The 21,807-nt window shown below is 32.3% G+C and carries 21 protein-coding genes and 1 pseudogene; 12 read left to right on the top strand and 10 right to left on the bottom strand.

The features are described from left to right. The first annotated feature begins 581 nt into the window (after nucleotides 1-581). The 3 genes from MKY06_RS29195 to MKY06_RS29185 all read left to right on the top strand — a co-directional run bounded on the left by MKY06_RS29195 (nucleotide 582) and on the right by MKY06_RS29185 (nucleotide 3,255). A complete protein-coding gene (locus tag MKY06_RS29195; RefSeq protein WP_116299301.1) occupies nucleotides 582-1,478 on the top strand; it encodes a transcriptional regulator in 897 nt (298 codons plus the stop codon). A gap of 203 nt (nucleotides 1,479-1,681) precedes the next feature. After that, the gene (locus MKY06_RS29190; protein WP_097813199.1) at nucleotides 1,682-1,972 is read left to right on the top strand and encodes a hypothetical protein; all 291 of its coding nucleotides are present in this window, start codon (nucleotides 1,682-1,684) and stop codon (nucleotides 1,970-1,972) included. 443 nt (nucleotides 1,973-2,415) lie between these two features. After that, nucleotides 2,416-3,255, top strand: coding sequence for a metallophosphoesterase (locus MKY06_RS29185; RefSeq protein WP_074684420.1), 840 nt, complete (start codon nucleotides 2,416-2,418; stop codon nucleotides 3,253-3,255). A 306-nt stretch (nucleotides 3,256-3,561) separates the two neighbouring features. On the opposite strand, the gene MKY06_RS29180 is transcribed toward MKY06_RS29185, so the two are convergent. Next, entirely contained in the window at nucleotides 3,562-4,113 is a 552-nt protein-coding gene (locus MKY06_RS29180) for a hypothetical protein (RefSeq protein WP_116299302.1), read from the bottom strand. A gap of 816 nt (nucleotides 4,114-4,929) precedes the next feature. Here MKY06_RS29180 and MKY06_RS29175 point away from each other — a divergent pair. Further along, a pseudogene (locus MKY06_RS29175) lies at nucleotides 4,930-5,253 on the top strand (MarR family transcriptional regulator); the annotation flags it as partial. A 274-nt stretch (nucleotides 5,254-5,527) separates the two neighbouring features. On the opposite strand, the gene MKY06_RS29170 reads toward MKY06_RS29175, so the two are convergent. After that, nucleotides 5,528-6,103, bottom strand: coding sequence for a DUF3967 domain-containing protein (locus MKY06_RS29170; RefSeq protein WP_223269036.1), 576 nt, complete (start codon nucleotides 6,101-6,103; stop codon nucleotides 5,528-5,530). 700 nt (nucleotides 6,104-6,803) lie between these two features. On the opposite strand from MKY06_RS29170, the gene MKY06_RS29165 reads away from it, so the two are divergent. Continuing rightward, complete coding sequence (locus MKY06_RS29165) at nucleotides 6,804-7,133, top strand: DUF4183 domain-containing protein (RefSeq protein ID WP_223269037.1); 330 nt, start codon at nucleotides 6,804-6,806, stop codon at nucleotides 7,131-7,133. Nucleotides 7,134-7,242: 109 nt separating this feature from the next. On the opposite strand, the gene MKY06_RS29160 is transcribed toward MKY06_RS29165, so the two are convergent. After that, nucleotides 7,243-7,932 (bottom strand): DUF1796 family putative cysteine peptidase, encoded by a 690-nt coding sequence (locus MKY06_RS29160; protein ID WP_223269038.1) that lies wholly within the window; start codon nucleotides 7,930-7,932, stop codon nucleotides 7,243-7,245. Nucleotides 7,933-8,476: 544 nt separating this feature from the next. Between MKY06_RS29160 and MKY06_RS29155 the strand changes: the two genes are divergently transcribed. Both MKY06_RS29155 and MKY06_RS29150 read left to right on the top strand, forming a co-directional pair. After that, entirely contained in the window at nucleotides 8,477-8,635 is a 159-nt protein-coding gene (locus MKY06_RS29155) for a YjcZ family sporulation protein (RefSeq protein WP_098622537.1), read from the top strand. Nucleotides 8,636-9,438: 803 nt separating this feature from the next. Then, the gene (locus tag MKY06_RS29150) at nucleotides 9,439-9,795 is read left to right on the top strand and encodes a YlbF family regulator (RefSeq protein ID WP_116299304.1); all 357 of its coding nucleotides are present in this window, start codon (nucleotides 9,439-9,441) and stop codon (nucleotides 9,793-9,795) included. A gap of 628 nt (nucleotides 9,796-10,423) precedes the next feature. On the opposite strand, the gene MKY06_RS29145 is transcribed toward MKY06_RS29150, so the two are convergent. Next, the gene (locus MKY06_RS29145) at nucleotides 10,424-11,116 is read right to left on the bottom strand and encodes a DUF1796 family putative cysteine peptidase (protein WP_116299305.1); all 693 of its coding nucleotides are present in this window, start codon (nucleotides 11,114-11,116) and stop codon (nucleotides 10,424-10,426) included. A gap of 292 nt (nucleotides 11,117-11,408) precedes the next feature. On the opposite strand from MKY06_RS29145, the gene MKY06_RS29140 reads away from it, so the two are divergent. Beyond that, nucleotides 11,409-11,675, top strand: coding sequence for a hypothetical protein (locus tag MKY06_RS29140; protein ID WP_223269039.1), 267 nt, complete (start codon nucleotides 11,409-11,411; stop codon nucleotides 11,673-11,675). Nucleotides 11,676-12,662: 987 nt separating this feature from the next. Here the strand turns inward: MKY06_RS29140 and MKY06_RS29135 are convergent. Continuing rightward, a complete protein-coding gene (locus tag MKY06_RS29135) occupies nucleotides 12,663-13,694 on the bottom strand; it encodes a YheC/YheD family endospore coat-associated protein (RefSeq protein ID WP_340962142.1) in 1,032 nt (343 codons plus the stop codon). Between the two features lie 145 nt (nucleotides 13,695-13,839). Here MKY06_RS29135 and MKY06_RS29130 point away from each other — a divergent pair, with 145 nt between their 5' ends. Beyond that, on the top strand, nucleotides 13,840-15,069 hold the full coding sequence (locus tag MKY06_RS29130; protein ID WP_098526710.1) for an ATP-grasp domain-containing protein: 1,230 nt from the start codon (nucleotides 13,840-13,842) through the stop codon (nucleotides 15,067-15,069). 246 nt (nucleotides 15,070-15,315) lie between these two features. Here the strand turns inward: MKY06_RS29130 and MKY06_RS29125 are convergent, their stop codons facing one another. The 3 genes from MKY06_RS29125 to MKY06_RS29115 form a co-directional block, all read right to left on the bottom strand. After that, entirely contained in the window at nucleotides 15,316-15,639 is a 324-nt protein-coding gene (locus MKY06_RS29125; RefSeq protein ID WP_116299307.1) for a hypothetical protein, read from the bottom strand. 560 nt (nucleotides 15,640-16,199) lie between these two features. Continuing rightward, the gene (locus MKY06_RS29120) at nucleotides 16,200-16,949 is read right to left on the bottom strand and encodes a hypothetical protein (RefSeq protein ID WP_116299308.1); all 750 of its coding nucleotides are present in this window, start codon (nucleotides 16,947-16,949) and stop codon (nucleotides 16,200-16,202) included. 147 nt (nucleotides 16,950-17,096) lie between these two features. Further along, nucleotides 17,097-17,309: a hypothetical protein gene (locus MKY06_RS29115; RefSeq protein ID WP_029319813.1), complete on the bottom strand. Its 213-nt coding sequence runs from the start codon at nucleotides 17,307-17,309 to the stop codon at nucleotides 17,097-17,099. 1,541 nt (nucleotides 17,310-18,850) lie between these two features. On the opposite strand from MKY06_RS29115, the gene MKY06_RS29110 reads away from it, so the two are divergent. Further along, entirely contained in the window at nucleotides 18,851-19,006 is a 156-nt protein-coding gene (locus MKY06_RS29110; protein ID WP_176524227.1) for a hypothetical protein, read from the top strand. 631 nt (nucleotides 19,007-19,637) lie between these two features. Further along, nucleotides 19,638-19,730 carry a YjcZ family sporulation protein gene (locus MKY06_RS29105; protein ID WP_074684410.1) on the top strand — a complete coding sequence of 31 codons (93 nt, stop codon included), beginning with the start codon at nucleotides 19,638-19,640 and terminating at the stop codon, nucleotides 19,728-19,730. A gap of 441 nt (nucleotides 19,731-20,171) precedes the next feature. Here MKY06_RS29105 and MKY06_RS29100 read toward each other — a convergent pair whose 3' ends face one another. Together MKY06_RS29100 and MKY06_RS30755 are read right to left on the bottom strand one after the other, a co-directional pair. Then, nucleotides 20,172-20,276 (bottom strand): YjcZ family sporulation protein, encoded by a 105-nt coding sequence (locus MKY06_RS29100; RefSeq protein ID WP_081715117.1) that lies wholly within the window; start codon nucleotides 20,274-20,276, stop codon nucleotides 20,172-20,174. A 327-nt stretch (nucleotides 20,277-20,603) separates the two neighbouring features. Then, nucleotides 20,604-20,813: a YppG family protein gene (locus tag MKY06_RS30755; RefSeq protein ID WP_098526713.1), complete on the bottom strand. Its 210-nt coding sequence runs from the start codon at nucleotides 20,811-20,813 to the stop codon at nucleotides 20,604-20,606. Between the two features lie 275 nt (nucleotides 20,814-21,088). Here MKY06_RS30755 and MKY06_RS29095 point away from each other — a divergent pair, with 275 nt between their 5' ends. Further along, nucleotides 21,089-21,805: a class I SAM-dependent methyltransferase gene (locus MKY06_RS29095; protein WP_116299310.1), complete on the top strand. Its 717-nt coding sequence runs from the start codon at nucleotides 21,089-21,091 to the stop codon at nucleotides 21,803-21,805. Nucleotides 21,806-21,807: the final 2 nt, after the last annotated feature.

Below are 21,807 nucleotides of genomic sequence, written 5' to 3'. Positions count from 1 at the left end.
TTACGCAAAATTAGTGATAGTTCGCGCAAAATTAGTGATAGTTTATGCTTATAAATGCTGTAATATAAGGGTCTGCGGAGGGTCTAAAACAATAAAACAGAAAAACAATATATAAAACAATATGTAAAACAGGAAAACAACAGTAGTATACATTATATTTTAATATTATTATTTGTTTAGAGAGAAAATCCTAATCCCAGAGTATTTACTTTAACAGCGTATCCAATTGAAGTGATTTTAATCATAAGTGAAGGGAGGTTATATTATTTTACTGAGGACTTGGTGAATTTTTATTGAATTACAAGATTAATAGACGTTATAATAGAGTCAACAAAACAGTCCGGAATATAAAAAGACTCCAACGTGTGCAAGTGGTGCGCCAACACCCTTACACCGTTAACCCTAAAGAGACTAGGGAAAACACCTGTCGAAGTCCTAATACATAAATTTAATTACGCCTTTATTTTATAGGATAATTAGATTTATTTCAAGGGCATAGTCTGTCAAAAAATCCGACATCGTTTTCCTATTTTATGGGATGCGATGTCTTTTTTTGTTCCTAAAAAGGAGAGGATAGACTGATGTCTACTACGCGTATGCTTACGACAGAAGAATTTGATTATATGAAAAGTTATCAGAGTTTCATAGAAAACCGTTCTCAACATCAATCATTGAAACGAAAATTACTTAAGGAAATTATTAACCTTTATGGGGAAAAATTTTATCGTCTCCACGAAGGAACTAGAAAAGCTTTAGACCGGCTTTGTTGGTTTGCTGCGGAAAGAGGATTTTGCTTTCCTGGTAGTACATATTTAGGTAAAACATATGAAAAGTCAAAAGGAACAATTGATCGCCATCTAAGTGAGCTTCGAAAGCAAGGACAAATTGTTACAGTTTATCGGCGTTGTCCTCGTAATAATGGAAAAGGCAGTCCTGTACATCTGTTTGTAAATCATCCTTATTTCAAATATTGGGTGAACTATTTACAACTCAATTTGGCTAAGAATGTTGAAACAGATGTTAAAGCAGAAAAAGACGTAATCCCTTGTGAGAGTAAGAAAGAACTCTATAAAAATTCTTCTACCTATAATTTATCTTTAAAAGATTTAAATAAATACATACGTAAAGAAGATACAAGTATTAAACTTTCACAGGATTATGTACCATCTTTTATTCCGAAATCGTTCAAACAAGCAGTAGCTCCATTCTTTAGGAATGCAGATGATATTTATAGCTTATGGGGAAAAGTCCTGCTAGCTTATAAAATTAGTGGCTTAGAAAAGCCTATAGAAGACTTAGTTTCTATTGCTGTGCAAGGTTTTAGGGAAACTCTTTTCGCTTACAAAAGAAAACGAATAAAAACTGTCTTTGAAGCCTACTTTTTTGGGACATTAAGAGGTTTATTTAGTGCTGAACGTAGACGAGAGGTTCGGCAAAATTTCGTTAATCCTTTATTTTTTAATTTTTTAGAAGCATAATTTTGCTTCTTATCTTCTTGCTTAGTATAGAATCCTAGGAGTTTGTAAGTAGGTAAAGAGTTAACATAATTATTATTCTAGATATCAATATTTTAAAATTAATTTTCTTTAAGTACTGTTAAAAAATAGTCTAATTCAATAAGACAAGCATACAATCACCTTTGCTATCAATGAATAAATTATAAAGATAAATAAAAAAGAAGGTGATTACAATAAAAAAATACGATGGTGAATATAGTAAACAGTTAAATAATCAACAAAAAAACAAGAAATGTAAAAAAGGGAAAATTTGTATTAATATCAACATTTACAACCATGCCGAAACTGGAGGACAAATTAGTGGTAATGGAGGACAAAACGCTAATCAAGGTGGTCAGATTGCCCAAACAGGTGGACAAAATGCCAATCAAGATGGTGTGGTTATTAGAAAATGTGGCAAAAAAAACAAAGATAATAAAGTGAAAAAAATTAATTTCGAAGATAATATGAAATAATTATAGGGCTTCCTAAGCTGAGGAGATACTTTGCTTAGGGGTGCTGAAATTACAATAAGCATCAATTACAGAGTTAATATTATTTTTAGTCTTATTAGGTTATTACAAATGGATACTAAAAGAAGAAAATAAACTTTTGATCTTGAGCAAACTGGACAAGGTACCCTCAGGTATCTATCCCTTTTCTTAGTTGGATTTAGCGCAGAAAAAATCCCGACTGTACAAGGGGTTTTTCTGTTATTTAGTTGTATACAATCTTAGTTACGCAGGGTAGGGCCGGGGCAGTAATGCCCCTACCTTACCCTGCGTAACTGTGCGGATCCCTTTTAAGATACGTTGGTTCAAAAATAAAGGGGAAAGAAAATGATAAAAGAACATTTTTTTAAGGGTACAAGCAGCCTTTCATTTATTGAATAAGATATGAAGTAAGTTATAAAGAAAGGGTGATAAAAATAGTTAAGAAAAATAAAAGTAATGTGGACAATTATTGCTTTAATCCCCCAAACCAACCGGGACTTCCATCGGCTATTACTGTCAATTTGGCTGTTGTGGGTGATAGCCATGTGGGGTTTGGAAATAGCCAAAGTATGTTTAATAATCTTTTACAGAATGTGGTGAATAGTGGTAACAAAAGGTATGTTATTTTCGGGGGAGATGATGTACACGCTGGCGGAGTTTCAACAGCAGAAGCTACAAGGCGTTACCAACAATTCGCAAGTATTATAAATAATGTTTTAGGGACAAATATCCCCTATAGATCATCTATAGGAAACTGGGAAGATTCTACTACAAATTTATTTAGAAGGTATGTCAACCGTTATCTAACTGGATATGTGGGTATTCCAGGAACGCAGGGATTGGTACGGCATCTCTGGCTAGATAACGCTAATCGAAGATGGAGCCAGGATAGTTTAAACCTATTAAGAAGTTTGGATCCTAATTATTATTATATTATTGATTTTCATTGGCCTTTGAGAGTTCCTGGGATAACTAATGAAATACATGACGACCACCTTATGACACAAGGAGAAACAGATATGTTTTTCAATGCAATACCTGCCAATGTGAGAAATAGAATTTTGGCTATCTTCACTCATCATGCACATAAACTTTTTTCAAACTCAGTTCCTATTAATCCTAGCTTTCCTAATACGCCATTTTATGTGACAGGATGTTCAGGCGATTATGCATGTAAGTCTGTTGATAGAGGTTATTATGATTTAAACTTAACTATTCAAAATAATATAGCCACTCTACAGACTACGCCAATAAGAGTCCAGTAGCTTGTAGAGTGAGGAAATAAAAAAGAGCTTAATTGTAGCTAAGATCTTTTTTCTATGGAAAATATGTTAGTTTTTTTATTAGAGAACATTAAATCCTGAGATTACATGGCCGCCCGAAGGCGGATCAACTTTTAGGCGTTCCTAATGTGTGCATCTTGTATCTCCCTAAGACACAATTTTACTTCAATAATTCTGGGAGATACCCATCTTATCTCTTTTTACTTAGCTTGATTTAAGTATGTAAAAAAGCAACCTCGGCTAGGCGAGATTGCTTTCCAAGAGAGGGAATTAGAGAGTGCTTTCTGCTTAACTTAGTTTAAAAAGGCTTAACTGAACGTTGTTTCCCACACTGTCACAAGTAATTATAGTTGTAATAGGCCCCTGTGTAGTTATATTTCTTAATTCAAGTATTGAGTTATCTGGAATAGATAGAATAGTGTCTCCAACAATTGGTTTGCAACCTCGGTCTTCTGCTTGAGTAATTTCAATTCCAAAGTTAGCTTGTTCGAGTGGAGCTTGGACATTATTTAAAAATAATGAAACAGTAGGAAGGTGAGGAAATGCAACTGGGTTTGGACCAAAAACAACTGTGTTATCGGTTATTACAAAATTCACTCTATAATCTCCTCCATTCTCAATAAAGATAGTGGTGGGATTTAACAGGGAGACTCCTCCAGCAATCGGTCCTTGCATATTAAAAGGAAATGCAGTTCCAGTTAGTACTGTTACAAGACTAGTATTATTGAAAAAGTTACCGTAAGCAGGGCAAGACTTAGGTGGGGAATTTGGATATGAGGATGAACAAGAACAAGGCTGAGTACAACAAGAGTCATGCTTTCTTTTTTTAGATGAAGACATATCATAACCTCCTTTTCTCAATATACTATATTTAATGTTGATTATTTTTTTTTGCATGTATGCTTGTCTTTTAACGAATGGGAATATTTACATAATGTAAACATTAATAAGTTTTTGTAAAGGAGATTGCTTTAGCTAAAACGCAGCATATATATAAAGGACAGACTTTTTATACATCTTCCTTCCACCTGGATCCTGGGGAAAAATCCGTTATATCAGGGATGTATAAAAAATTGTTTAGTCAAAAAATCTATTCTTCCTGAGAATCCTTGTCTTGGTGAACAAGGGTTCTTTTTTTGTTAAAGATTATAAAAGAGCTGCAAAAAAATACATCGGTATATCAAAATGAACTGAAACCAAAAAGTTAGGTACTTCATTTAGGCAGCTGTTGTACTTGTCAATGCATGATTTCCTCCCAAGTCCTAAGGTGGAGTGCTATGAATATAGGGAGGAGCTGGTTTTAATTTTTGTTTACCTTCAAATCCTCTTAGACACAATACATAGTGAAATACACCTTTTCCTTCTATACTAGGTTATTCTTTAGTTGTACTCTTTTATTTTCAAAGAAATTAAAAAGAACATGTGGTTATAAGGTGAAACCCCTTAGATTTAAGAATCTATAGGGCGGTGAGTCTTACGTAGGGGTTACTTTACTAATCATATATGGTTTTTATGACTACCTAGAAAGACCATTATGGTAACTTGAGTTGAAATCCTCTTATGATACACATTAGGTACTTAAAAATGAAATTAAGCTCACTATGATTTGTGGGACGAATTCCTGTCTAAATTATTATACTTTATATTGAAAAAGCAGAAGGAGAACATGAAGAGATAACAGTTAACGCTGCAACGCCCACATATTTAGCGAAAGCTTTAGGTAAATCTAGAGCACCATTATCAGTCATTATGAATGATCTTTTGAAAAAAGGTATTTTAGGAGTAGCAGAAGCTGGTATTACTACAGAAGAAGGACGTAATTGTACTTCTCGAACTTGGTTTGTTAATCCGAATATTCTATGTTGTGGTCCTAAAGATAAAATTGATAGAGCTACTCGACAAATATTTCGAAGATCTTTGAAGAATTTTACTGGGGGAGATACTAAGAAAAAACACAAACTACCAATTTATTTATTTTAGAAATGCTCTTGCATTTCTTTTTTTTATCTTTTTTACATTTTTTAGGTGTTAGTTTTTTCTAACACCTCATATCTTACAAACCTTGATATAACAGTATTCTTGTATTTGTCCCTTCTCACTCTATATAAATAGCAATTCGCTGATAGAATTGCAAGAGTCTTTTTATAATTTTTTTCGTTAAAAAAAATTATAGCCTAAAGGCTAAAAAAACCGTCTCAAGACGTCATCTTTTAATTAAAAAACTACTCAATCAATTTGAGTAGTTTAAAGTAGTTTAATCTAGCCATATTTGCCACCATTTCTTTTTAGCTTGATCTTTTGACAAGCTAGTAGCTATTTCTTTTTGGGATTCTTGGACTTCCCTCAATGTTGTAATTAATGTCTTATCTCGTTGTTCTAAACTATCTTTTATGTATGCTTCTTGTTTTAAAAATTGTTTTTTAAAGTCCTCTTGCTGTTTTTCTATAATCTCATTTTGATTTTTTACTAACTGTTTTAACTCATCTAATTCAGACATAACGGTTGTGACGTGTTTCGATATAACCGTTATGTCTTCTGTTGTAGCAGTTATATCCGTTATATCAGTTATATCAGTTGTGTCCGTCATAACTTTATCTTTTATAATTTCTTTTACAGCCTTCGGAACAGTCATGCCTTTTTCATTTTTTAAAAGCATTAATTCTTTAAATAAATTTATATCATCTTGTGAAAACAAGAGTTGTCCTTGTTGATTACGTTTAAAGTTATAACCATGTTCTTCAAAAAGTAAATAATATTTTTTGACAGTTGAAGTAGTAACTCCAATAGCTCTTGCTAATCCTTCTACTTTTTCATAGAATTCCATGTACATACCAGTTATAACCTCCAATTTATTTAAGATTATAACTAGTATAACACCATCTTAATTTAATTTCGTAATTATCAAATTGGATAATTACGAAGCAAGTATCGAACTCTTAATAATAAAGGGTCTTTTTATGTCAAAGACTTTTCTTTAATCTAAAGGGATGCTTAAGGGGATGGTGTAGTAGATCTCTATAAATAATTAAAATTGAAACATTCAACCCAGCATTAAAAATTTTAATATCTATAATCTCAAAATTATTATTTTGAAGAAAGTCATTCAATTGTTCTTCATATTTGTCAAAGCTGGTTGTTAAAACATAAGTTTTTAATGTTTTAGAATTACCTAACATAATATCATACACTTCTTTCTATATTTGTCTTATTACAGTGTATGAAGCTTGTACATAATGGAAAGTGCATTTACTACGGTTTATTAATATTTTTATGCCTTATTCGTTTAGAAAAAACATATGCCTAAAGGCTTAAAAATAAAGGTGATTAATCTCATTAACAAAATAAAAAACAACCTCAAGTGTTCAACTGAGGTTGTTTTTTAGGGAAATTTAATATGAGCTGAGCTGGCTTTACTATATCTTTCGCATACACATGATTATTTACGGGGGGAATATCATATGTATAAATGGTGCACTTTTTATACATTCTTCTAAGTCAATAATGAAGAAACCTTGTGACACCAAACAAGTGTGACTCCTGCACCTGCAAGATTTACAGTATTCGTAACAGCACCAATGGTTGCTGGAGGAATCACGTCCATACCTGCAGGGAGTTTTATTGATGATACAGGAGCAGCAATCACAACCTTGCCTGCTGTAACAGCTAATTCTTACACTAATGTATATATTAATGGGGTCATACAGCCTACTAGTGTATACACTCTGTCAACAACTGCTTTGAATATTGATGATGAGGTAACAGTTGGAGCACCTGTAATTGTAGAATTTGTAACTCATACTGCAACCTCTACTTCAACACCAACTAGCACATTAGGTGTTACTACTATAATTACCACTTAATAGGGTTTAAAAAAGAAACGTAACAAAGCCTAGGCTTTGTTACGTTTCTTTTTGTTATACGGGGTAACGATTTACACCATTTAATGATTTTGTGATCTAAAACAATCCCTTAATTAATTAACGTTATCCCGTTTAAGACATAATCCCATGTTACATTACTATTTGGATCGTTTGGAACGTTAACTACACAAGTTCTACCCAATCCCCAATCTACTTCACTAATCCCCTGTAGACCTTCTATTGGGTTAAGGATAAGGACTTTAAAGCTTCCCTTCGTTAGTCCAGATAAAATAGATTCTAATTCAACTGCTTCTTGATAATTAGCCACCCATCTAACAAATAAAATGGATTGACTATTTTTAACTTTATCTAAAAATCTATCTATCCGAAAGTTGAGTGTTTTTTTAAAAGGTGGATAGGCTAAAAACCAAGGTTGATTCGGAATAATAGGAAAATCATGAGCAGAAAAAATTTTATAAACAGTATCTAGTACTAGATAGGATTTTATTGGTTTATGAAGCCCTTTATCAGGAAAAATAAAAACCCCTTCATCAGCATACATAGAAACTCCCTTATCATTTATCACACGCATGTTTTTAAGTTCCATGAACCCATTGAATTTATTTTTCAACAATCTATTTACGTCGGAAAGGAATGGAGAGTAATTCCAATCAAGTGGACTTGAGGTGAATCTTTTTAAATTAAGACGTTGAAATTGAAGCGCTGGATTACAGGCGCTTCCTAAACTAAACACAGCATCATAGGATACTTTGATATCATGTAAGTTCAAATTAATCATTCTCCTACTTTTCTTTTGAGACTCTCCTATATAAGATGCTTAGTTGAGTAAATTTGCTTGGACAATTATTTTTATGTAAATCATATATATCCTAAAAACAGAAAAAAACTACTGTCTGCCCCAAAAGTAGTTTTTTCTCTCGCCTAATAGCAATGTATAAGCCGAAATCTATTGGAAGAGCAAGGAGGTTGCTCAATATTATGGTATGCAAAGTAATGAAAAGGGTTTGGACAAGTGCTGGTATTATTTTTTCATGGATAAATAATTTATATTTTTGATCATTTTATAGACATTAGTCTAAGCTATCTTACCAGTTTTACATAGGATATCCTTATATCACATAAACACATCCTATTCCATATTTCCTCATCGGGACCTGTTACTAAAACCGCCAAAGTAACAGGTCTTTTTATATAGGATTCTTAAGCTATTAATAAGGACATAGAAATTGGTCAGGCGTGGATAATTCTACTTTTACCAGTTTGGGACGAACATTTTCCTTCTTGTACATATTTTAAAGTAGAAACGTATGGGGGTGAGGAATATGTGTTGTTTCGGAGGTTTTAGTGGAGGATACGGTGTAGGACCTGGCTGCGGTTCAAGTGGAGGATACGGTTTTGGTAGTGGTTTTGCTTTAATTGTTGTACTCTTTATTTTATTAGTTATCATTGGCTGTTCTTGTTTTAGTGGTAGTAGTTACTAAATAAGTACAGCTTGAAAATAGAAAACCTACTGGAACGGAGGGAACCAGTAGGTTTTCTTGTTAAAAGAACAGGGATTCTTGATGCCTTGTAACATCTTGAATAGTTTGCTCAAAAAATAAATTTTTATTTCTAATAGGCAAGTTACCTAAAGGGAAATAAAGACATAAGATGTATTCAAGTAGCTTTAGTCTCGTACTGAGTATACTTTTAGACTGCCTTTTTCAACCTCCTGAGTTTGCAAATTTAAAAACAGAAAAAACTACTGTTCACCACACCGTAGTTTTTTTCAATCTAATAGCAATAAAACCGATCTATTGGAAGAGCAGGAGGATGCTCACTTATATAGTATGCAAAGCAATGAAAAACGTTTGGACAAGCGCTCATTTTATCTAAGTTTTCTACTATTTTTGTGTCTAATTCCTAGAAAATCCATTATGTTAACTAAAGATGTATACGATATACAGGTTAAAAAGAGAAAAAACTCCTGACTATGTTCAGTAGTTTTTTCTGTTAAAAGAATAGGGAACTTAATGTTGATGCCTCACGGCGTCTTGGGTAGTTTGCTCAAATTGTTAAATGTTATTCGTATAGACAATTTACGTAAAAATGGGTTAGTGAATATAATGAAATTAGAATGAATTGTATCTTAATATTGTAATTTCTTTAGACGTTCTTTTTTTAATGAAAACCTGATCTAAATACACCATCATAATGATTTTTCATGTTTATAGATAAAGCCGATGGGATTAATAATTTAATTAGCTTCATCTACTATAAATTTGATATTAGGAGGATATTTCCTTTGGATGTAAACCTATATAATATGACTCATGACTTTGAAAGGGTATTACGTAGAAGCAACGAATTTAAAAGCTTAAAAAGTATATATAGGGAAGTTAATGCTGACCCAGAGACAAAAAAACTTTTTAATAAGTTCCACAATTTACAGATCGAATTACAAAATAAGCAAATGACAGGTCAGAAAATTATGCGGGATGAAATTGAGGAAGTCCAAAAAATAGGGGAAGTTGTTCAGAAAAATGAAATGATTGTACGATTGATAGAAGCTGAACAACGGATGAATATATTGATTATAGAATTAAATAAAATTATTACAAAGCCTCTTCAAGAACTTTATGGTAAATTTGAAGAAAGATAATTCAAAAGCAAAAGTATGTAAATATGAGAAACGTATCCTTTATTCAGCAAAGTAAAACTCCTCACGGTTTTTAAATCTAAGGAGTTTTACTTTGCTGAAATTTTTCACGAAAAGAATTAGGACATATATCCAGACTTCCGATGACTATTTTACATAAAATAAGAGCAGTATTGATAAAACTATATTTTTCTTATTTAAACTATGAATGATTAACAACAACCACTGTAACCATATGGGTAGCCATACCCGTAACCACCATATCCTCCATAAGGATAATGAATACAATACCTATATTATCCAATATGCATGTTTGTCCATTTAGTATAAATGTGCCCTAAGGTAAGATAACTATTTTTTGGTAATATATAAAGCTTATAAATTTCAAATAGAAAAGCCATCTATTACATCTAATAGATGGCTTCTTTAATCAGTTAACCTAAAACATAGAATAACACCGAATTTTAATATATAAAATGTAGTTCCTAGGAGCAATAACAACTTTAAGTTGTTTCTAATTGCCTTAAGGCAAATTTTTGTTTAACTATTTAACGACTAAGGTCTGGTCCTGGATTTTTTGGTCTATTTATATTTGTACTTCTCATTCCTCTTAATTGATGTCTTTAAAAGTTTAATCTATTAAAGTTATTCCTTCTAATAGAGTATTCCAAATGGAAGGATTAGTACCATTTTCGCGAGAAACCTGAACCCAACAAATACCATCTTCAGCTGTTCCAAAATTCATATCCTTCACGCCCTGTAAGTCATCATCAACGGTTTCTATTAAAAGAATATTAAAGTTACCATTAGTCATTTCAGCTAATATAGATTTTAGTATGACTATATCTTGATAATTTGTTGGCAGCCATTCGTGTCGTATAAACAAGGTTCGTTGACTTTGTGTAATTTGATTAAGGAATGTTTGGATGCGATGATTTAGTCTTACTTTATAGGAAGGATATTGTAGAAACCATTCTTGGTTCGGGATTATTGGGAAGTCATGAACAGAGTCGATGTTATATTGGGTATCTGTAATATAATGAGTTCTTACTGATTCATGAGTTCCAAATTTAAAAATAGGATATCCATTGTCGTCTATATAATTGGCTAATATATCTTTTTCAATCATATTTTCTAATTCCATAAAACCTTGAAATTTATTTTTTAGTAATTTATTTACATCAGAAAGAAAAGGGGTTTGAACCCAATCAAGTGGGAATGAATGCCTTCTTAAATTATGACGTTCAGAATAAAGTGCTGGACCACACCAACTCCCTAAGCCTGCTACTAAATTATAAGAGCCTCGCAGAGTTTGTAAATTCATACTATTCACTCCTATGCTTTCTTATATTATATAGGGAGCATTCTAAATTGATTGGACAAGACAGAATATATTTATAATATTTTCAGATTTAAATGGTTTTTCATAGATTGAAATTTAAATTCCATACTCTAAGATTGGAGGGACGTTTGTACTGTATATTTTATGGTATCCAAGAAAAGCGAACAGGATTAAATGGGTGATTTTCATAACTATAAATAAGCTTTTGGCTTGTACTAAACTTAATTTTTTTCATAGTATATATTATTACTTATCTTTTTTAGGAGGTGATGTCATGTCTAATGGCCATACCTTTGAAAGCAATGTTAACTCAAGTGATAACATTACGCCTTTAGAAGGAGCATCTTCAAATGATTTCGATTTTAATGGTTTAAGAAGAGGAGATCGGATTCAAATTTTTTCTTTTGGAAACCAAATTGATGGAAATGGTACTTTTATTCATGTACAAGATGGATTTCTAATTTGGACAGATAGCTCGGATAATATTAATACAACCAGTTTAGATGCTATTAGTATCAGCAGGGTAACTGGAACAACTTAATTTAGAAGAGTTTCAAAAATGTATTGGATAAAGCTCTTTAAAGAACTTTATAATAAATTTAAGAAAGAAGGAGCATTCTATATGCGAATGTTCCTTCTTTTATAATTTTAGGCAACAAAAATTAGGGTATGACAAGCAGTTGCTACTATATATTAGGGCAAAAGCCACTAGTTTAGACGTGAAAAATATTCATGTCAAAAAACGTTGGCTTGGTAACGGATTTGAGGGTTACATGAGAAAGCGCCGAAATAGAAAATCAATACACGGTCTGGAACACTGTTGGGGAAGATAAGTAAGATGAATGAGAGTGAAGGTTTGTAAGCTTCGTAAATGTGAGCTCAGGACAGGATACAGATTTGTTTACGTATTGGCAAGAGAAAAAGTAGATACATAATACTCCTGTGATACGTCATGTATCTTACCTGGGGTAAAGAATCTACTTAAGCTGATTGTATCTATAGGATGATGAGCTCAGTAAACCCCTTATTATATAAGTAGGGAGACTGTACAATCAAATGACGTGACAGGGTATAAAGAATACAAGAGAAAGTGAACACCGGTATATGGAAAGTGAACAGAAAAGCATAAAACTGCATAACTGGATGAATACTATTTTCCTTATGGACAAACTCATGATAGATCTGAAATGAAGTTGACCTCTTGCTGGTCCCTTATAGGTACATAAGGTTGTGGCTATCCTCTGATGAAAGAAAGATGCTGTTATGTGTACCTCTACTTGGAGTATGGGCGTACGTTTTATCTACTAATACGGTAGATGAGGAGACGATAAAAAAACTTGCTATGGGAGGCAGGGGCAATGTTGCCCCTAACTTACTCGACTTGGTATGGCTAGATAAAATCTATAGAGTAAAATAAAAAAATATCTCCATGCAGAGGCATGTGTTTTCACATCATTAAAAATTATTTATTGAATTGAAGTCCTATATTAATTAATAATGCTTATATTTCTATATAAATAAATTTCAGCTAATATTTTTTATTTTTATCAGCTAGATATTGGGCATATTGAAGAGTATTCCTTACTACATCCAATTCAACATTCATAATGACAGGAGGGCCTGGTCTCCAATTTACCTCAAAAATCCAAAGTCTTCCTTTTTTATCAAGTCCTACATCAATTCCTAACTCGTCAAATAGTATATCCTGATATAGAGATTCAAAATGGTTAGAAAAACTTAAAGCAAATTGTTCAAGATACTTTTGGACATTATAGTAGTTATCTCCAAATTCCTGTTTTAAAAAGATATCTGGAATACAAGTATAGCCACCGTTGCCTAGGTTTGAAGCTATACTACCCATTTTACCTATTCTGGGATATATAGACGTAATTAACCAATTGCCATTGCCACCTTTTTGTACATGTAATCTAAAATCATATACATTTCCTAATTTTGTCTTACATGTTATAAATTTTTGTACTAAGTAAGTATCCTGTTTTATATGACTATCGATAAACTCTGCTAATTGATTTTCACTAAATATGGAGTCTTGTTCGTCTTTACTAACTTTATAACTGTCACCTATCTTCTCTATATAGAAAATACCAGCCCCTTTATGCCCGGATAAGGGTTTTACAATTATTTTTGTGTAGCTTTCCACCATATTTAGCAATACTCTATAATTAGTTAATTCTGAAGTAGGAATAAGGTACTGATTAAATTTTTTAGCCTTATTCACTTTGTTATAAACAGTTAATTTATCCCCAACGGAGTGACTGGTAAATGGGATTATCTTCCTTAATTCATCTACTATATCTGCTGCTTTATCACTTATAGGGGGGCTGGCATTATAAATAACATCAGGATAAGGATATCTTTTCTCTATCCATTTTCCTTTTTTGTATGTTTTTCCTAAAATGGTACGTTTTTCTAAATTAACTTTCCCTGGAGTGAAATAAAAAAAATCTATACCTTCGACTTTTGCTACTGCAGCGAAAGCATAAGCTTTTCTAACATTTATTGGGTCTTTACGATGATGAAGCATGCCGATTGAAGCCATAGCAATCATCCTTTCTTCTACTCTTACTTGTTTAGGTATATTCATCAAATTCGTATATTATTTACATTTGGACGAACCTTGGTTGTCTTTTTTTTATATCATAGAGTGAGAGAACATTTTTGATCGGATAGGATGAGGGATATTTATGGATACTATTGTCTTTATTGAAACAAATAAATCAGGATCGAGTCGGGAAGCAATTAAGGCAGCAAATAATCTTAATTTCTTTACGGTTTTGTTAACTTGTAGAAAAAAATTTCTTAAAGATCGAAGTGAATTTCCAGATGTGCATGAGATGATCTTTACTGATATAAATGATTATGATAATTTAGTCACGATAATCGAAAAATTAAAAAAAACAAGAAAAAATATAAAAGGAATTTTTAGTTTCATTGACCCTTTTGTTTATGTGGCTGCACGTCTGTCAGAGGAATTCTGTCAGAGTGATATATCTACTGATGCAATCTATCATATGGAAGATAAGATATTGACTCGTAATGTGCTAAAGGAATTACCCATTTCACTTAATTATTTAATTTATAAACCAACAGAATCATTATCTTCATTTCTTAAAACTAAAGAGATAAATTTTCCCCTTATTGTTAAGTCCCCTAAATCAACAGGATCAAAGGATGTATTGTTAGCGAAGGATGAGAGTGAGTTAATATCATCTATGCATACCCTTTTAAAAAAGCTACCTAACGAGGAAATCTTACTCGAGGAATACGTAGATGGCCCTCAGTACTTAGTTGAGGTGTTAGTTCATAATGAAAGGGTTCATATTATTGCGATAATTGAACAAGAAATTACCCTTTTTGAGCGTTTTATCGTCACTGGTTATTCTTTGTTAGGGAAATTGAATAGTAGCTTATCTCATAGTCTTTTTAATGCTGTTAGTTCCATTATACAGGCCTTTGGTATGAAAAATGGAGCGTGTCATTTGGAGCTTCGTAAAGCAACTGAAGGTTGGAAATTAATTGAGATAAATCCAAGAATATCGGGTGGAGCTATGAATCGTATGATTGAAATTGGACATGGAATTAACTTAGTACAAGAGACTATGCAATTAATGATGGGGCAGGAACCTTCCTTGACTAAAAAGGATTATAAATATGTATACGCCCATTATTTAACAGTTGAGTCCAAAGGAAAACTAATTCAAGTTACGGGAAAAGAACGCAGTTCTAACTACCTAGGCATAGAAGAGGTTTATATAAAGCCTAAAAAAGGAGCAATTTTACAGCCACCTACATCAATGGGGCATCGTTATGGTTACATTTTAGCATCATCATATTATAAAGAAACTGCTAAAAGAAGAGCTTTAGAGGCAGCAGAGGAAATCTCCTTTAAAATTGCAACAACAGATTTAACATAGATATGATGCTGTAGTAGATGCAGTATTATGGAAGTGTTCCCTTTAAACAACACTAAGTTTAACATTGGCCTTAGGGCTTCCTGTAGCTGTATTTATATTAAAATAAATCATTGTATATGGTATAGAGTATGAAAACAAGAAAAACCGCTAGGGCTAATCAGCGGTTTTTCTGCTCTATTGCTGCAAGGATTTTCGTAGATGCCTCACGGCATCATCTATAGTTTCATATAATACATTTGACTTATGTTACAAGGATCCAAACAAAGTATTAATTTGACGAGTATCATTAGATGCAATACTTTCAATTTGAATAATGTCTTTCTCACTAAACTTAATGTCAAGCATTCTGAATATACTTCTTACACAACGAAGAACATCAATTGTTTCTGCTCTAGTACCTCCAACTACAAGTCTAATAAGATTTTCATTTACATTAATTTTTGTTTGAGAGTAGTCATTAATATTGATTCCTTTTTGAGCAATACTATTTAAAATATAGCCTAAAGTACGATCATTTGTTGTCAATTTAAATTGAGTTCTTATGTTAAAGTTAAATTTTTCATCGTTCATTCTTGTGTTTATTCTCCTTTCATAACAGATACTGGTGGTAGAATACAGAAAGAGTTTAGAAGAAAAAAAGCTACTGGCCTAAACAGTAGCTTTTCCTCTTGTTATACTGGGTTATATGACTTGATATTTAACGAGCTTTTGGATAGTTTGCTCAAATTATGGGTTAACATTTAGGGTGAAAAATTAATTTAAAAGCGAGTCCGTAAATCAATTATTTATCACTTGTCCAATCTAGAAGGTTCTTCATAATAATTTCAATCTTTGTTATGACATCCACAACGATGTGTTTTTTTGATCATCTTCGAAAATTTCTTTTAACAGTTTTTCAAAGGCTTTTTGTAGGATGGACTGACAGTTGTTTTTGTGTTCATGTTTTTTTCATGGTATTCACTCACTTTAGTCACTCCTTTTTTTCTCATAATATACTATTCCTTAATCAAGAAAGTGCTTGTGTACTTGTCCATTAGCATATGAATTCTATATGAAGAAAATCTCAAAATAATTTACTTTAGATATGTTTATTATGTTAACTAAGATTGTATATCATACACAGCTTAAATTTAATCAAGGAATTGAATATAGAAACTATCAGGAGTGATAGTTTCTTTAATTTGAAATCCTCTCATAATACACATTGGACATTCGATAATAAAATGACCGCTTTTTTTAGGATGATAGAAACCGGCACGGTGGAGCCAGGCATGAAACATAGATCCAGTGAGAAACTTAATGTTCAAATCTGAACTATCAAGCTGCGCCGGGTTAACGATAAGGGATAGGGGAACTTGACTTTGTGCTAAAGTTGTTAAAGCAAAGATGGTGGAAGAATTTGCAGGGAATGAAATATTTGAAAAAATTTTTGCCTGGGGAGCCAGTCCAAATCCATTGTCACGTATGAGTCGGGTAAATTGATCCATGGCGATATTAGTAGCAGCTAATCCATCATTAATGGGTAACCCTAGATACCAAGTTGGTCGTAAATTTCTGATGGCGTATAAATTAGTGCAATTTGCCAATTGGGAGATCCCATTATTAGAGCCTTCATTCCATTTTTCAGTTAGATGTTGAAACCATTGAAATAGCACACCGTTAATAGCATCACGAATCCATTGTTGTTGGGCTAAGGTAAAACGGTTATCAATATCAAAATAAATGAAGAGTGGTAAGTCGGATATGCCAGGTGGTTCAGGTACAGGAAAGGCTATCTTTGTGAATGTGCTGGAATAGGAAGGTACTAAGGAGTTTATTTGTAATACATCTTGCAGAATCAATTTCATTATAATTAGAGTTCGTTTTACACTATGAAACATTTTTATTTTATCCTTTCATAGAAGATACTTGTACTAGTGGGGTATGTAACCAAATGAAAAAGGTTTGGACATGGTTAAATACAGAAAAAGCCATTGTAATTATTGATTACAACGGCTTTTGTTTCCAAATTAAAATAAGGCATTTAGTTAAGCCGTTGTTATAGCCTGAATCTCATTAGCATTTACTGTGACAATATTTGTGCTAGCATTTGTCCCAGTACCTGTTCTAGTTGCAAAAGAAGCTAAATTAGTTGTAGCATTAAAGCTTGAAAATACAAGATTAGTAAGTGTAGCACCGCCTACGACTAAGGTTGGAACTGGTGTTCCAGGATCTAAGATTCTTAATAAGTCCCTAATCATCCTTTGTATCCCCCCCTTATTGCAATAAATTAAATATAAATTATGAATTTACATTTGATTTATTATATGTAAATTTCAAGTAAGGGCTTGTACTATTTCATTATTTTAATAGTATTTTTATTTTTTAGAAGTTAGTTTACTGGGAATGAACAACGTATATAATGTAAAATAGAAAAAACTATCATGGAAGTAGATAATTTTTTTTGATACATAATCTACTTAAAGATTATTGATGCCCTAAGGTATCTTGAGTAGCTTTCTTCGTTATCAGGAATTTATGTATAGAAAGAAGAAAAAACTACTTCTTCCCCAAAAATAGTTTTTTCTTCAACTCCATAGCAATGGATCGCCCTCTAATGGAAGAGGAGGAGGTTAATGCAATGCTCAATTTATAATATGCAAAATAATAAAAAAGGTTTGGACAAGCGCTGGTTTTATATAAAACTTTTACTATCTTCTTTGTATCCTTTTTCTATAAAATTTATTATGTTAACTTAAAATGTATACAGTACTCATTTTTAAATAAAAAATACTTTAGAAAAATAAAAACAATCTAAAGTATTTTTATATAAATTGTCCCTATTAGTAATTAAATTCCCTTATTTATCTTGTTGGAGAAGGGAATTTAGCAACTTCAAAATTTGTACTAATTACATTATTGGTATCCGTTAAGATCATACATCTAAATTACTTTGAGCAAAGATATCAACTCTATCTCCAGCTTCTAACTTAAGAATAGTAGAAACATTTACTGCATTAGCGAAAATTACTCCTCAACGAAGAAATCACTATTGATAGCGATAGCAGGGTTTCCATTTATTTAAATTCCTACCTGTGCTCTTTAATCTAATGTAGGAACGTTAGGAAGAAGTGAAATAGTCCAAAGGCTTAAATATACACCGGCTTTTTGCTCTTGCAATTGATGGCCATTCCATTACAGAAATGCAAGATATTTTGTTCAAAGAAGTGAACACAGTTAAGAATCAGAGACGCAGCATTTTACAAAAATTAAACATTTTTTCGATGGAGGAAACGATCGGTTTTATAAAAAAGCTACCCAGACTTCTTCTCAAAACTTCACGAATTATCATCAAGAAACCTTTCAAAAACTCGTTAAAACTTCATAAAAGTTGAGGGGACGTTGAGTACACAGTAGGTCAACATGTGCAAAAAAAGCACCAAAATTGATGTCAGTACTAGATCAATATTAGGCGTTTTTCTTCTTTTTAGGTAAACAGCATGTCGACAGACTGGAAGTTTTCGTGATATCACCTTTTTTGAGATGAAAACATTGTTTTGCTGGGCTCTGCCCAGCATATCACAGTCATGTGATATCAAAAACCCCTTATGCTCTTCCTTATTCATACTGGAAATTTTAAAATTTGACAAAAAGAAATGATTAAATTGAAGAGTATAGGAATGCCTTAAGTGATTCTAAAAATGATTTAAGGGAGTTAGAGGACCAAGGACGAGTAGATAGCGAGCAAACAAAAAGGCAACTCGAACAGTTGCAAGCCAGCTTTGATAAGCAAGCCGAGCAAATGAAAAAACACATAGAGAGCCGTGATAAAGAAATGATGGAATACATTCGCTCATCACAAAAACAACAGCAACAACATTTACTTGAAACAGCAGCGGCCCAGGAAAAAGGGAGAGAAAATAAAAAAGGCTTCTTTGCTCGTCTTTTTGGGAACTAAGACGAATAAAGAAGCGCTGGTGCAATCTATTTCATTACAGTACCATCATTTTATGAAATAGAGAAGGATAATTGAGTTATTCTATACTTGTTCACTAATTCCTGTAAAAAAGATTTAAAAAAAGTGCTAGTACTAAGCATAAGTTCAAAGAGCATTTTTAATAAATGATACATGTTCGAAAGATAAGAAACTTTAATGAGTGTATAAAGATTGCAAACTCAATGATCGTAGCAAGTCAAGATGCACAAAATTATACATAACTATCTTAAATCACACTTCTCAAAAACAAAAGAGTCAATATATTATGTAGTGGCTCTTTTACTTTATTATACTTATTTTTGGAGATGGATAGCTTAATTAAACCAAGAGCACTAAAATCATAGTTGCTATTAAAAAAACACCCTTTCATGGCTGATGAAAAGGGTGTTTTTTCGTAAAAAGTGAAGGATGTAAACAAGCTAATTTTAGAAAGTTTACATAAAGTTTTGTGGGATAAAAACTTATATACTATCTTATTAATATTATGAATTAATGTGTTGCTTATTTTGCATTTTATTCCTATAAAACATTAGGCGAGCAATTTTGCAACTTGTACATATAATAAAGAAAGAATATTATAGGTGGTGAAAGTATGGGTAACTTTGGAGGCAGCTTCGCTTTATTAGTGGTACTTTTTATTTTATTAGTTATTGTAGGTTGTTCTTGTTTTGGTGGGGGGTACTAAGAATATAAATGACCTGTAAAGTTCGTGGGCCTTATTTTACTATAGGGCTTACGAACTTTGTTTTTCGCCTTAAATCGTTAACCCTTTTGTAAGATTTACATATATAAGTAGTGGATACCGGCGTCCACGTCATTACATATTAATCATCTTTATCTAGGGGGTCATACTTATCTTGGTATGGCTTTTAAAACTTTTTAATTAAGTTGCCCAATGTCGTGATAAAAGTGATGCTACAAAGAAAGTAAAAGGTTGGTACAAACAAATAAAACTTATATAAACATTTTCTGTAATTTAACATACACTGAATTATCCTAAGACCCATTATATGTACCCCTTCAGTATTGCAGACTGTTTTTCGCTCTCAGTCTGCTTACATATTCAATCGTCATAAGGGCAAAAAACAGAGCCTTTTGGACTCACTTGGGCTCTGTTTTGCAATGATTACCATCCGCCAAAACAACTACATCCGACAATGATAAGAAGGATAAATAGCACAACTAGGAAGGCAAAGCCCCCGCCAAATCCATATCCGCCACATTCAGACATATAATAAACACCCCTTTGTATTTTTTATATTAGATAAAAATAATTAGTGGATAGGGTACAGCACATTTTTAGTATCTGTCTGAGTGGTTATATGGTTTATCGCTCTTGTAAAATAGGCCTTTGTCCCACATATTAAGCTTTTATAAGTTTCTAAGCTCATATGATCGTTATCTATTAAGGGAAATATAACTTGAGACAGGGCAGTTCCTCTTTTAAAGCTATATCCGACATAATGATCCCCCACTATAAATTGGGTAATATCAGGGGTTTATAGAGGGGGGAAATAGAATATAAGGACCTCGCAACATTTCTTAAGGAATTATAACGTTATTTTTTAAGAAATTTTGTAATGAAGGGGCTGAACTGATTAAACAATCCCTTCGCTTGCTGCGCAGTACCAGCAATCTTGTCAAAATCTAAATTTCCATCTGATGTACGAAAAAAGGACAATAGACTTGGGTTATTTTGTTTTGTATTCGGACGCTGAAATTGATGTGGAAAAAAAGGGTTTATAGGTCGACGTGTTCTTCTATACATTAATTTAAAGATCTCCTTTTAGTTATGTTAATTTTATAATATGTACAAGGAGTAAGAATGATCGCCTAAAATAATAGTTTTAAATAAAGATAACCACTGAATTAAAAAGGCTAGCTTTATTAAGATACTTGGGAATTATGCTTACTAATTCATTGCGGATTTATACAAGTAAGGCAAATCTAAATTTCTATACATCTAAAAAATATTTTATTAAGTTATTACCTTTTACTTTTTTTCTCATACCTTGTTACATACAAAAATAAGAGGTGATTCATATGAAGTATATGGATATGCTTGCCTTACTAGGGGTTGGTGGGGCCCATCCTGGCGGTTTACATTTAACAAAACAGTTATTAGAAAAAGAGGAAATAAATGGAGATACCTCCATATTAGATATAGGTTGTGGTACAGGACAAACATCCGCATACCTATATTGCAGGTATGGGTGTGAAATAACAGCATGTGATATAAATGCAACTATGGTACAAAAGGCAAATAAAAGATTTGAACAGTTAAAATTACCCTGCAAGGCTACAATTGAAGATATGGAGGATCTCTCATTTGATAACGAGTCATTTGATATCATCCTGTTAGAATCTGTTGCTTCTTTTACAAATCTTTCCTTTTCGTTAAAGGAATGTAAACGGGTGCTAAAAAAGGGAGGAATTATCTTAGCTATTGAAACGGTAAAAGAACCACAAATGACAGAACAGGATGAACGTTTAGTTTCGGAATTTTATCATTTTCAATCCATCCCTAATGAATTGGAATGGGTCGAATATTGGAAAAAGGCAGGATTTTCCACAGTGGTAAGTAGGCGTGAATATAAAGTGGAAGGGGAAGATAAAGAACAAAATATTGATTTTGGAACAGAGTTTGATTTATCTGATGAAATCCCTTCAAATGTTTATGATTTACTTGATGATCATGAAAGATTAACTAAAAAGTATCAAAATTTATTAGGATTTCGTATATTTCGTTGTATTTCCTAATT

The organism is Priestia sp. FSL P4-0332 (genome assembly GCF_038005845.1).
Taxonomy (GTDB): domain Bacteria; phylum Bacillota; class Bacilli; order Bacillales; family Bacillaceae_H; genus Priestia.
This window is presented reverse-complemented; position numbering and strand designations above follow the sequence as displayed.

Excerpts from the sequence above, each read along its gene's own strand:
- MKY06_RS29195 (WP_116299301.1), top strand. The coding sequence starts at position 582 with ATGTCTACTACGCGTATGCTTACGACAGAAGAATTTGATTATATGAAA.
- MKY06_RS29160 (WP_223269038.1), bottom strand. The coding sequence starts at position 7,932 with ATGATTAATTTGAACTTACATGATATCAAAGTATCCTATGATGCTGTG.
- MKY06_RS29130 (WP_098526710.1), top strand. The coding sequence starts at position 13,840 with ATGGATACTATTGTCTTTATTGAAACAAATAAATCAGGATCGAGTCGG.
- MKY06_RS29140 (WP_223269039.1), top strand. The coding sequence starts at position 11,409 with ATGTCTAATGGCCATACCTTTGAAAGCAATGTTAACTCAAGTGATAAC.
- MKY06_RS29125 (WP_116299307.1), bottom strand. The coding sequence starts at position 15,639 with ATGAACGATGAAAAATTTAACTTTAACATAAGAACTCAATTTAAATTG.
- MKY06_RS29180 (WP_116299302.1), bottom strand. The coding sequence starts at position 4,113 with ATGTCTTCATCTAAAAAAAGAAAGCATGACTCTTGTTGTACTCAGCCT.
- MKY06_RS29155 (WP_098622537.1), top strand. The coding sequence starts at position 8,477 with ATGTGTTGTTTCGGAGGTTTTAGTGGAGGATACGGTGTAGGACCTGGC.
- MKY06_RS29115 (WP_029319813.1), bottom strand. The coding sequence starts at position 17,309 with ATGATTAGGGACTTATTAAGAATCTTAGATCCTGGAACACCAGTTCCA.
- MKY06_RS29145 (WP_116299305.1), bottom strand. The coding sequence starts at position 11,116 with ATGAATTTACAAACTCTGCGAGGCTCTTATAATTTAGTAGCAGGCTTA.
- MKY06_RS30755 (WP_098526713.1), bottom strand. The coding sequence starts at position 20,813 with ATGTATAGAAGAACACGTCGACCTATAAACCCTTTTTTTCCACATCAA.
- MKY06_RS29135 (WP_340962142.1), bottom strand. The coding sequence starts at position 13,694 with ATGGCTTCAATCGGCATGCTTCATCATCGTAAAGACCCAATAAATGTT.
- MKY06_RS29120 (WP_116299308.1), bottom strand. The coding sequence starts at position 16,949 with ATGTTTCATAGTGTAAAACGAACTCTAATTATAATGAAATTGATTCTG.
- MKY06_RS29105 (WP_074684410.1), top strand. The coding sequence starts at position 19,638 with ATGGGTAACTTTGGAGGCAGCTTCGCTTTATTAGTGGTACTTTTTATT.
- MKY06_RS29100 (WP_081715117.1), bottom strand. The coding sequence starts at position 20,276 with ATGTCTGAATGTGGCGGATATGGATTTGGCGGGGGCTTTGCCTTCCTA.
- MKY06_RS29110 (WP_176524227.1), top strand. The coding sequence starts at position 18,851 with ATGAAAAAACACATAGAGAGCCGTGATAAAGAAATGATGGAATACATT.
- MKY06_RS29095 (WP_116299310.1), top strand. The coding sequence starts at position 21,089 with ATGAAGTATATGGATATGCTTGCCTTACTAGGGGTTGGTGGGGCCCAT.
- MKY06_RS29170 (WP_223269036.1), bottom strand. The coding sequence starts at position 6,103 with ATGTACATGGAATTCTATGAAAAAGTAGAAGGATTAGCAAGAGCTATT.